This window comes from Raoultella sp. (genome assembly GCF_039594335.1).
Taxonomy (GTDB): Bacteria; Pseudomonadota; Gammaproteobacteria; order Enterobacterales; family Enterobacteriaceae; genus Klebsiella.
Genome location: NZ_JBCNNS010000136.1, coordinates 1 through 11201, shown reverse-complemented (window position 1 = coordinate 11201; position 11201 = coordinate 1). Strand labels below are relative to the sequence as shown.

Below are 11201 nucleotides of genomic sequence, written 5' to 3'. Positions count from 1 at the left end.
GCCGCTGCAGGTCAACGTGCGCCTGGTTTGTGCCACCAACGCTGACCTGCCGCAGATGGTTGAGGACAGCCATTTTCGCGCCGACCTTCTCGACCGCCTCGCCTTCGATGTGGTGCAGCTTCCGCCGCTGCGCGACAGACAGAGCGACATTATGCTGCTGGCAAATCAGTTTGCTATCCAGATGTGTCGTGAACTGGGGCTGCCGCTGTTTCCCGGTTTCAGCGACCGCGCCAGCGAAACACTGCTCGGCTACCGCTGGCCGGGGAATATTCGCGAGCTGAAAAACGTGGTCGAGCGCTCCGTCTATCGCCACGGCACCAGCGACAGCGAACTGGATAACATCATCATTAATCCTTTTCATCAACCTCTGCCGCTTCAGTCGCCCCGCGCAGACGCTGCCGCGAATCCCGCCGGACCAACGCTGCCGCTGGATCTGCGGGCCTTCCAGCAGGAACAAGAAAAAAACCTGCTGCAGACGGGTCTGCAGCAGGCGAAATACAATCAGAAACAGGCGGCGGCGCTGCTCGGGTTAACCTATCACCAGTTGCGGGCGCTGCTCAAAAAACATCAGCTATGAGGCCTACGCGGCAGCATCAGAGCACTGACCAGCGTTGCTCCCAGGCACATCGCCGCGTTAAACCACAGCGCATACTGCGCGGCGCTGGCCATACCGAGCGGTAAAAACAGCGCAAAAAGTGACGCCGTCACCGCAATCCCCATCGCCCCCCCTAGCGAGCTGCCCATCTTGTAAATCCCCGAGGCGACGCCCACTTTGTTTTCCGGCGCGTTCACGACCGCCGTGTCGGTAGACGGTGTCGCATAGCACCCCAGCCCGAGGCCAAACAGCACATTGCTGAGAAAGACGGTGACAATATAGAGCGATTTATCGAGAAAGGTGCAGGAGATTAGCACAATCGCCACGGCGGTTAAGAGCGGCCCGGTCATCATTGGCAGCCTCGCCCCGTAGCGCTGAAGCAGCTTTTCCCCCACGCGGATCATCGCCAGAACGGTCACCAGATAGCCCAGCGTCATACCGCCGGTCTCCAGCGGGCTCATATTGTGCCCTTTTTGTAGCCAGATACTGGTGATCATCATCGTGCCAATCGCGCCGTTAAGCAGAAAGTTTGACAGCACGGCGGCGCTGTAGGCCCGATTGCGAAACAGGGCAAAATCAATCAGCGCGGAGTCCCCTTTGCGCCGTCCGCTGCGGATGAAAAACCCCGCCGCCAGCAGCGAACCGGCAAACATCGTCAGTGACAGGCCGCTGCTCCAGCCCCAGCCGTGCCCCTTACTGATAAACAGATTCAACAGTACCAATGACGCGATCAGGCTCAACAGACCGCTGATGTCCAGCTTTTGCTGCTGCGCGCCGGCGCTACGGCTTTCCGGCGTGCCGCGAAGCAGCATCAGCGCCACCAGCGCAACGACAATGGAAAAGCCGAAGATCCAGCGCCAGCCGAGCCCGGTGGCGATGGCTCCCCCGACGAACGAACACAGCCCGCTACCGCCCCACGAACCGATAACCCAGAAGCTGACTGCACGTTGGCGGGCCTTGCCTTGGTACCAGGTTTTGATCAATGCCAGGGTAGCGGGCATGATGCAGGCCGCCGACAGCCCCTGTAAAACGCGTCCGGCGAGAAACAGCCCTGGCCCCTGGGCCAGGATCAACAAAGCACTCCCGGCAATACTCAATCCTAAGCCAATATGGGTCATGCGCATCCGGCCAAACTTATCCGCCAGCCCGCCACTGGCGACAACAAAGCAGCCGCTGAAGAGTGCACTGAGGCTGACGGCGAGTGTCAGCGTCTCAAGGGAAATATCCAGACTACTTTTCATAGCTGGCACAACATTGATGACCGACTGAGCAAACAACCAGAAGGTCAGCACGCTCAGCACAATGCCCGCCAGCAGGCGATCGGTGCCGACAAACGGTGTGTCGGTCAGAGATACGGAGCTCATAATAGGGTCCTCCCCGTCGCGGGTCGTTAGCGCAGATAATGTTCTGTCAGGCCGCACCACAGCGCCGCGCCCTTGACCAGGATCTCGTCGTTAAAATCATATCCGGGGTTATGCACCATACAGCGATCCGCTTCGTCTCCGGCGCCGATAGTGAAGTAGCACCCGTTCGGATTATGTTCGAGCATAAAGGCAAAATCTTCGCTGCCCATAAAGGGTTTCACCTCCCCCACCTGCGCCTCGCCAAACAGCGACGTCGCCACCTGGCGCACCATCTGATTCGCAGCGGGATCGTTTTTCAACACCGGGCTGCCGTTGACATGGGTTAAAGTGGCGGTAGCATTAAAGCTTTCCGCCTGGGCAACGGCAATATCATGAATACGCTGCAGAACCGTTTCACGCACCTGCTCGTTCAGCGTGCGGACCGTCAGCTTCATCAGCACCTTATCGTTGATAATGTTTGGCGCATGTCCCGCCTGAATACTGCCGACGGTCACCACCACCGGTTCAAATGGCGTGATATTGCGTGAAACGATGGATTGCAGCGCCAGCGTGATGTGACAGGCAACCAGCGTGGCGTCAACGGTATGCTCCGGTACCGCCCCGTGCCCGCCCACGCCCTTGACCTCAATATGCAAGGTATCGGAGGAGGCCATCATGGCGCCATTGCGCAGGCCAATTTTACCCAGCGCTTGCCCCGGCATATTGTGCAGACCAAAGATCAAGTCACAGGGGAATTTATCAAACAGGCCGTCCTCCACCATGACCCGACCGCCGTACAGCAGCTCCTCAGCAGGCTGGAAAATCAGCTGTAGCGTGCCATTAAATTGCCGGGTACGCGCCAGATACTCGGCAGCGTAAAGGAGCGTGGTGGTGTGCCCGTCATGACCGCAACCGTGAAAACGGCCATCAACCTGACTGGCCCAGGCTTTACCGCTCGCCTCCTGCATCGGCAGCGCATCCATATCGGCGCGCAGGCCGAGGCGACGCTGGCCGCTGCCGACGGTTAACGTTCCGACCACGCCGGTTCCCGCCAGACCACGATGCACCTCATAGCCCCATCCGGCGAGGAGGCGGGCGACTTCATCGCTGGTGTGATGTTCTTCGAAGCCGAGCTCCGGCTGCTGATGGAAACGGCGACGCAGAGCAATAAACTGCGCTTCATTAACCTGTAATGCCTCAATAAGTGGATGTGTCATTTTTGTTATTCCTTCATGGGGTTTGCGCGACACTTTCGAGTTTATGCGGTTAAAAAGCCTCCGATGCGCTGTTTTTTGTTTTATATTGACGGATTATTCATGAGTGTTTTTCATACAAATCGGTTATGACAAAAAATAACCTGTTATTTTTTGTCTTTGAGAGGACGTTACGGTGGAACACCATTCATCAGGCGATTTTAGCGTCGTGGTTCGCGATGTTCGTCAGTACAGTCAGCAGGATAGCGATGCATTAACATTGCTGTGGGTGCTGGAAGGCAGCGTCGTGCTGCATGACGGCGATCTTCGCCAACCGTTGCCTGCTGACAACCTGGCGATAGTGAACCGTCATCAGCGCTGGAGCATGACCGCAGCGGACGCCAATGCGGTCATGCTGCTGACCCTGTCTTACGGCTGGCTGACGCGTCTTGACGGTGATTTTTTCGCCGTCGACTACCAGGTTTCTGACGCCACTCGCGATGCCGATGATAACCTGCGCCATCTGATGCGCCAGCTGTTGGTCATTGAACTGGTTAATCACCAGTCCCGCTACCGTCTGGAGGCCAATCGCTGGCTCAGTGAAATTGCCCTGCTGCTGGCCACTCGCTATACCCGGCCCGTCATCGCCAGGACACAGCGTGGGGGGGAGAAGTGGAGCCGCCGCATTGCTCGGGTGGTGGCACGTATCGACGCCAACTATCAGCAGCGGCTTTCGCTACAGGATGTCGCCGCGGCTGAATTTGTTTCCGAAGCCTGGCTATCGCGCCTGTTTCGCAAAGAGGTCGGCGTAAGCTTTATGCAGTACATAACCACACTGCGGCTCAACAAAGCAGCGGAACAGCTCCTTACCACCCGCAAGCCGGTACAGCAGATTGCCCAGGAACAAGGGTTTGCCAGCACCCGCATCATGAGCGACCTGTTTAAACGACTGCATGAACTGACCCCGCGTCAGTTTCGCCAGCAGCATCCGCAGAGCCCTCAAGAGTCCAGTCGTTCACGCGCCGGTCAGGCCGATATCTGGCAGCCGGTCGCCGTGGAGCGCATCTATGCCCGGTTGAATGAGCCGGAGAAACACGGCTGGGATAATCCTCCGCCGTTGCTGAATCCGCAGCAGACCCGCCAGATTGATCTACGCCAGTTGCCGAGCCGCGCCGCGCCATTACGCCACACCCGAATCGTGGTCACCGTCCGTGAGCTGGATGATTTATTACGTGAAGATGTCCGCCGCGAGCTGGAACGGCTGCACGATAGCCTCCCAGTCTACGCGATTGATATTAACGATCCGTTTCTCAGCAGCAGACTGTTCGCGACCGGCTGGGATGACCCGCAGATGGCAGGCTATGCCTGCTGGTACCAGTTGCAGCAACTTTTCAGTTGGCTGACCAGCAGGGGCTGGGGGCTGATTTTGCATACCGGGCTGACCACCCGCTGCGATCTGCTACAGCGTTTTTTACGCCTCGCCGCGAATCATTTCCCCCCGGCGACGCTCGCCAGCTGGCGATTTGTCTGGCACTGGTCGCCACAGGCCAGCGAAGAGGCGCGCCAGCATGCCTGGCAGCAGCAGCGCGACGCGCTGCGGGCGATACTGCCGCAGCCGCAGTTGGGGATCTGGCATCGCTTCCCGGAGAACACCATTGGTGAAGACGCACTGCTCCGTTCGCCGCTGTTGAGCGAAGCCAGTTTTCTCGCCTGCCAGGCCGACGCGAATGAGCTGCTGGATCTGGCGCAGCTCGATAGCAGCAAGCTGGCCGCCAGCGAAAACTACCCGGTACATAAACTGCGCCAGATCCACAGCGCCCTGCGCCAGCGCCAGCTGTCGCTCCCCGTCTGGCTACTCTCGTGGAATACATTGACCGGCAACACCCGCGACACCAACGGTCGTTTCTTTCGCGGCGCGCTGTTGATGGATAACCTGCTGGGGCTGGCGGATCAGGTATGGCTAGCCGGGTTCTGGCTCAATTCAGGTCTGCAAGGTGAAGCGCGTGCCAACGGCAAGCTGGATACCTCGAGCCTGGCGCTGCACTATCTGCACGGCCTCCCGCGCCCGGTTTACTGGGTGCTGTGGCTCTGGCGGCGGCTGCGTGGGGAGGTACTGGTGAATGACAAAAATCTGCTGCTGTTACGTCACGGGGAACATTATCAGCTGTTGTTACGCAATACGGTAGTGTTCAACCCCTGGCTCTCCAGCGAAGAAGCTTTTATCCAACGCTTCAGCCAGCCCTATAGCGTGCAGCTATCGGGGTTGGAGGGCCGCTGGCGGGTTAAACAGCATCTTTTCGATCGCCATCACGGGGCGTTATTCCCACTTTTTGACGCATTCCGCAGCCAGAGCGGGCCGGATGAAGAGGATTATCACTGGATAATGCACAAAGCACGCCCGGCGCTGAGTGTCTCAGAAGAGCGGCCGGAAAACGGCTGGCATGTCGTCGATTCGCTGGAAAGCAACGCCCTGGTTCTCTACGAATTTACCCCGGTAAGTGAATAACCTCACCACACTCGGATAACGGCTGCCCTTGTTTTACCCACTCATGGATTTCACCCGGCTCGTTTCGGTAACCGGGTTAAACACCATCATGTTGATGGTCCAGGCGGCCACCAACGGTAACGCCAGTTCAATCACGCCAGCCTACGGACGATGCATTCGCTGAAAGCCTTCGCCCTGCCCGGCCAGTTCATTGCTGCGCCAGAAGGCGTCAAATTCCGGGCTCTGACGACAGAATTTGTCAGACAAAATTGATGCGCCACGCATTATCTACGGTGAAAGCGGAATAAGGTAGTCTCGGTACGCCATCGAGGATAAAACCGTGAAAAAATTACTGATATGTTGCCTGTCTGGCGAGACGGCGAACATCTTAGCGAAGAAAATGCAAAAAATAGCGGATGCTCAGGGTCTGAATCTATTAATTAGCGCCGTAGGCCTGGAGAATGTTTTTAGCGTTGCGCCGGCCTACCACGCCGTTTTAGTGGCGCCGCATATTCAATATAAAAGGGATGAAATCGCCAACGTGCTGCAAGATAAGCAGGAGATTGCGATTATTGAGAGCCTACCCTACGCCTCATTCAACGGCGAGAGCGTGCTTAAATTTGCGCTGGCCAATCTGTCGCAATCGCTCACCTGACGGAGCATAAAACAATGCGGGCAGGTCGACAGACCGTCCGCATTATCCCGCATCGTCAACATCGAATGTCATTCCGCGCTCCCTGTCACGAGTTAATTATTTGTAACTGGTAAGATCTGTCAATGTGAATTATAGTCTGCGCATCATCGTTCAATGGACTGAAAATACACATGATTCCGGTTAATACTCATACTCTTAGTCGCTATGCGGCCCATGTCAGTTTGACCCACGCGATGAAAAACCATCGTTCACCCGCCCTCTCTGTGATGATGATCTTCTCCGATTTATGTATCCGTTCAACCCTGAATTCTTACAGCGAACAGGGCTGGGAAATTAGTGAGAAGTGCAGCGGTCTGGTTCTGCGAAGCTTTGTTGCCACCCATCGGGGCGGGATAGCGATCGAAATCACTCCCAGGGACTACATGGGTCGATACAACCGCTTACTTCCACTGTAAGCGCTGGTGAACTAACAGCTCACTGGAGAAAGTGGCGATAAAAAGTTACCATGTTTCATTATCCGCCATACAGCGCATGAATATGCTGAGAAGTGCCTGAAAGAACACCATACCCTCAGGTTTTTGATGAATATCACTCCGTCGTTCCCTTTGAAGCATCACGATCGGTTACCCACACTTTCGTGCGCTTTGCCCTTTTATTCAGGGAGGATGGCGGACAAAAACGTGTGGTGGTGTTACGAGGTATACTCGAAGTAGCGGTGTGGTATGCATGTGAACCTGCGGAACAGCACACCGGCGCAGTCGCCGTGATAGTGTCCCTGTGAGCGTTGAAGGTGATGGAATATGTCATTCAATATTAATAAGATGGGGCACCGCTCTGTCATCATAAAAACATTATGCGCCTGAAAATATCTTCTCTCCTCGCGGTAGCGTCGCTGCTGTGCGGGCAGGCTCTTGCCGCGCCCACGCTGCCCGCGAATGCCGATATTCGCGATAGCGGCTTTGTTTACTGCGTAAGCGGTCAGGTTAATACCTTTAACCCGCAGAAAGTCAGCAGCGGTCTGATTGTCGACACCTTAGCCGCCCAGTTGTACGATCGCCTGCTGGATGTCGATCCCTATACCTACCGTCTGGTCCCAGAACTGGCCGAAAGTTGGGAAGTACTGGATAACGGCGCGACTTACCGCTTTCATCTGCGTAGCCACGTGCCTTTCCAGTCGACATCCTGGTTTAAACCCACCCGCGCCTTTAACGCTGACGACGTGATTTTCACCTTCAGTCGTATTTTTAACCGCGACGATCCGTGGCACAGCGTCAACGGCAGCAGCTTTCCCTATTTCGACAGCTTGCAGTTCGCCGACAGCGTTGAAAGTGTACGCAAGCTGGACAACCAAACCGTCGAATTTCGCCTGAAACACCCTGATGCCTCGTTCCTCTGGCACCTGGCAACCCACTATGCGTCGGTCATGTCTGCGGAATACGGCGCACAGTTAACCAAAGCCGATCGTCCGGAACAGCTTGACCGTCAGCCGGTTGGTACCGGCCCGTTCCAGCTTGAAGAGTACCGCGCCGGGCAGTACGTGCGCCTGCAGCGCCATCCGGACTACTGGCGCGGCAAACCGCTAATGCCGCAGGTGGTGGTCGACCTCGGTTCCGGCGGCACCGGCCGCTTGTCGAAGCTGCTCACCGGGGAGTGCGACGTTCTGGCCTGGCCTGCCGCCAGCCAGTTGACCATTTTGCGCGACGATCCCCGTCTGCGCCTGACCCTACGCCCGGGAATGAATATCGCCTGGCTGGCGTTCAATACCGCCCGGCCGCCGCTGGATAAACCGGAAGTTCGCCATGCGCTGGCGCTGGCTATCAACAACCAACGCCTGATGCAGTCCATTTATTACGGTACGGCGGAAACCGCCGCGTCAATGTTGCCGCGTGCCTCGTGGGCCTACGATAACGACTCTAAAATTACCGAATACAACCCGAAAGAAGCACGCGAGCGGCTCAAAGCGCTGGGGCTGGAAGAACTGACGCTCAAGCTCTGGGTGCCCACCAGCTCACAGGCCTGGAACCCCAGCCCGCTGAAGACCGCCGAGCTGATTCAGGCGGACATGGCGCAAATTGGCGTGAAGGTGATTATTGTGCCAGTCGAAGGCCGTTTTCAGGAAGCCAGGCTGATGGACATGAACCACGATCTGACGCTCTCCGGTTGGGCCACGGACAGCAACGACCCGGATAGTTTTTTCCGACCGCTGTTGAGCTGTGCGGCCATTGCCTCACAGACCAACTTCGCCCACTGGTGCAATCGCGAATTTGACGAGGTGTTGCAAAAGGCCCTGCGCTCCCAGCAGCTGGCATCGCGCATTGAAGCCTATAAAGAGGCGCAGCAAATCCTCGCCCGTGACCTGCCGGTGCTGCCGCTGGCTTCATCGTTGCGTCTGCAGGCGTATCGCTATGATATGAAAGGTCTGATCCTGAGTCCGTTTGGCAACGCCTCCTTTGCGGGGGTCTCGCGTGAGAAAAAAGACGAGGTGAAAAAACCATGATTATTTTTACCCTGCGCCGCCTGCTGCTGCTGCTGGTCACGCTCTTTTTCCTGACCTTCGTGGGCTTCAGCCTGAGCTATTTTACGCCCCACGCCCCGCTGCAAGGCGCCTCACTGTGGAATGCCTGGCAGTTCTGGTTCAGCGGCCTGCTGCACTGGGACTTCGGTGTCTCCAGCATTAACGGTCAGTTGATTTCCGAACAGCTGAAAGAGGTGTTCCCGGCCACCATGGAGCTGTGTATTCTCGCGTTTGGCTTTGCGCTGCTGGTGGGTATCCCCGTCGGTATGCTGGCGGGGATTATGCGCAACAAGTGGCCCGATACGCTGATCGGCGCCCTGGCGCTGCTTGGCTTCTCGATTCCCGTATTCTGGCTGGCGCTGCTGCTGACACTCTTTTTCTCTCTGACCCTCGGCTGGTTTCCGGTCTCCGGGCGCTTCGACCTGCTGTACGAGGTGAAAACAGTCACCGGTTTTGCGCTGATTGACGCCTGGCTGTCCGACTCGCCGTGGCGCCATGAAATGATCGTCAGTGCCGCACGCCATATGGTGCTACCGGTGCTGACACTGGCGGTCGCTCCCACCACAGAAGTGATCCGCCTGATGCGCATCAGCACCAGTGAAGTATATGACGCCAACTACGTGAAGGCCGCTGCCACACGCGGTGTGTCACGGCGTACAATTTTACGCCGCCACGTTCTGCACAACGCCCTGCCGCCGGTGATCCCACGTCTTGGGCTACAGTTTTCGACCATGCTGACCCTGGCGATGATTACCGAAATGGTCTTCAGTTGGCCGGGGCTCGGCCGCTGGTTGATTAATGCTATCCGCCAGCAGGATTATGCCGCCATCTCGGCTGGCGTCATGGTCATTGGCGCCCTGGTGATTACCGTCAACGTGATATCAGATATTCTGGGTGCGATGGCGAACCCGTTAAAACACAAGGAATGGTATGCCCTTCGATAGGACAGAAAAAAATATTAATTAAATATAAATCAAATAGATAAAATTTTTCGCCATGACGTTTTACGGATTTTAGCCCGCAAAAGTATACGCATCGTTTTCCCCCGTTTGTCCCGGCAATCCATGTTTTGATCGTGGCTGCCGGGGCTATCATTGACACCCTATATCCGCCATTGTATAAAACTCCGCTTCAGTAATGAGTTACATTTGCATTAAAAATAGAACCTGGATTTTCAAAAATAATTTTAATGAAGGATAGCGTTTAATGAAAAAGGTCATCTGCGCGTTAGGTATGGTGTTTGCGTCGGTCAGTTCCGCTCTGGCAACCACATATCCTCTGACCATTGAAAACTGCGGGTATAAAGAAACATTTACCAAACCACCTGAACGCGTCGTAGCGCTGGGGCAAAACACCGTTGAAATTTTACTCCTGCTGGGCCTGCAGGATAAGGTGATCGCCAGTGCATTTTGGCCGACCAAAGTCTTGCCGCAACTGGCTGAACAGAATGCAAAAATCAAAACGCTGACGGTTGAAATTCCAACCCTCGAATCCGTTCTGGCGCAAAATCCAGATTTCGTTCCCGCTCAGTCGCCGCTGTTACTGGGGCCGGAAAGTAAGGTCGCGAAGCGTGAAGATCTGGTGACTCTTGGTGTGAATAGCTATGTGTCTCCAGGCATGTGCGCAACAAAAAAAGCCTCTGGCGATATGTATGGCAGCCGTCAGAAGCTATGGGATATGACGTATCTCTATAAAGAAATTGAAGATTTCGCCAAAATTTTTAACGTTGAAGATCGTGGCCAGGCGGTTATTGCCGACCTCAAAAAACGTGAAGCGGAACTACGCCAGGAGTTCGGTAAAAACAAAAAAGATCTCTCTTTTGTTTTTTGGTTCTCAAGCTCTTCTCCTTCTGCTGATGCTTATGTTGGCGGTAAAAACAGCGCATCCGGATTTATCGCCAGCGTACTGGGGGGACATAACGCCATTACTTCTGAGACCGAATGGCCGACCGTGGGCTGGGAAAGCATTATTGCCACGAATCCCGATGTGATTGTGGTTTCCAGCCTGGATCGTAACCGCTGGGCGCTTGATAACGCGGAGGAAAAAATCAAATTCCTCAAGAGCGATCCGGCCGTCAGCCAGCTGGATGCAGTGAAAAAAGGCCATATCGTGGTGATGGACGGTCAGGCAATGAACCCGACCATCAGAACAATCTACGGTGCTGAACAGGTCGCCGCGCAGCTCAGAAAACTGGGGCTGAACTGATGTCGATCGCCGTTCTTCAGTCGCGACGGGGAATGCTCCAGCCCCTCGTCGGATTGTTCGCCATTGTACTGTTATTCCTGGTCATAGCCCTTAGTGTCAGCGTGGGTGAGCTTTCGATCCCTCTGCAAAACGTCTTTTATGCCATCAGCAATAAAATGGGGTGGAGTAACGTTCCGCTCAGCCGCATCTATGAAAGCGTGATTTGGGACT

The 11201-nt window shown here is 55.8% G+C and carries 8 protein-coding genes and 1 pseudogene; 7 read left to right on the top strand and 2 right to left on the bottom strand.

Annotated elements, in window-relative coordinates; all coding sequences use genetic code 11:
- Positions 1 to 577, top strand: a 577-nt coding sequence (locus ACZAHD_RS18645) for an AAA-type ATPase lid domain-containing protein (RefSeq protein ID WP_462458104.1), incomplete at its 5' end; no start/stop codon positions are given.
- Here ACZAHD_RS18645 and ACZAHD_RS18640 read toward each other — a convergent pair.
- A complete protein-coding gene (locus ACZAHD_RS18640; RefSeq protein WP_100683885.1) occupies positions 568 to 1959 on the bottom strand; it encodes an MFS transporter in 1392 nt (463 codons plus the stop codon). The two genes, ACZAHD_RS18645 and ACZAHD_RS18640, sit on opposite strands and share 10 nt — an antisense overlap.
- Positions 1960 to 1985: 26 nt before the next feature.
- Positions 1986 to 3155, bottom strand: a complete 1170-nt coding sequence (locus ACZAHD_RS18635; protein WP_462458103.1) for a M20 aminoacylase family protein — start codon at positions 3153 to 3155, stop codon at positions 1986 to 1988.
- A 172-nt stretch (positions 3156 to 3327) separates the two neighbouring features.
- On the opposite strand from ACZAHD_RS18635, the gene ACZAHD_RS18630 reads away from it, so the two are divergent.
- The 6 genes and pseudogenes from ACZAHD_RS18630 to ACZAHD_RS18605 form a co-directional block, all read left to right on the top strand.
- Positions 3328 to 5637: a helix-turn-helix transcriptional regulator gene (locus ACZAHD_RS18630; RefSeq protein WP_462458102.1), complete on the top strand. Its 2310-nt coding sequence runs from the start codon at positions 3328 to 3330 to the stop codon at positions 5635 to 5637.
- A gap of 319 nt (positions 5638 to 5956) precedes the next feature.
- Positions 5957 to 6271, top strand: a complete 315-nt coding sequence (locus ACZAHD_RS18625) for a PTS sugar transporter subunit IIB (protein ID WP_462458101.1) — start codon at positions 5957 to 5959, stop codon at positions 6269 to 6271.
- Positions 6272 to 7124: 853 nt separating this feature from the next.
- Complete coding sequence (gene sapA / locus ACZAHD_RS18620) at positions 7125 to 8768, top strand: ABC transporter substrate-binding protein SapA (RefSeq protein WP_462458100.1); 1644 nt, start codon at positions 7125 to 7127, stop codon at positions 8766 to 8768.
- Entirely contained in the window at positions 8765 to 9730 is a 966-nt protein-coding gene (gene sapB, locus ACZAHD_RS18615; protein WP_462458099.1) for a putrescine export ABC transporter permease SapB, read from the top strand. The genes sapA and sapB overlap by 4 nt, the downstream gene beginning before the upstream one ends.
- 262 nt (positions 9731 to 9992) lie before the next feature.
- The gene (gene eitA / locus ACZAHD_RS18610; RefSeq protein ID WP_462458098.1) at positions 9993 to 10991 is read left to right on the top strand and encodes a siderophore ABC transporter substrate-binding protein EitA; all 999 of its coding nucleotides are present in this window, start codon (positions 9993 to 9995) and stop codon (positions 10989 to 10991) included.
- Positions 10991 to 11201 (top strand): annotated as a pseudogene (locus ACZAHD_RS18605) (iron ABC transporter permease); the annotation flags it as partial. The gene eitA and the pseudogene ACZAHD_RS18605, both read left to right, overlap by 1 nt.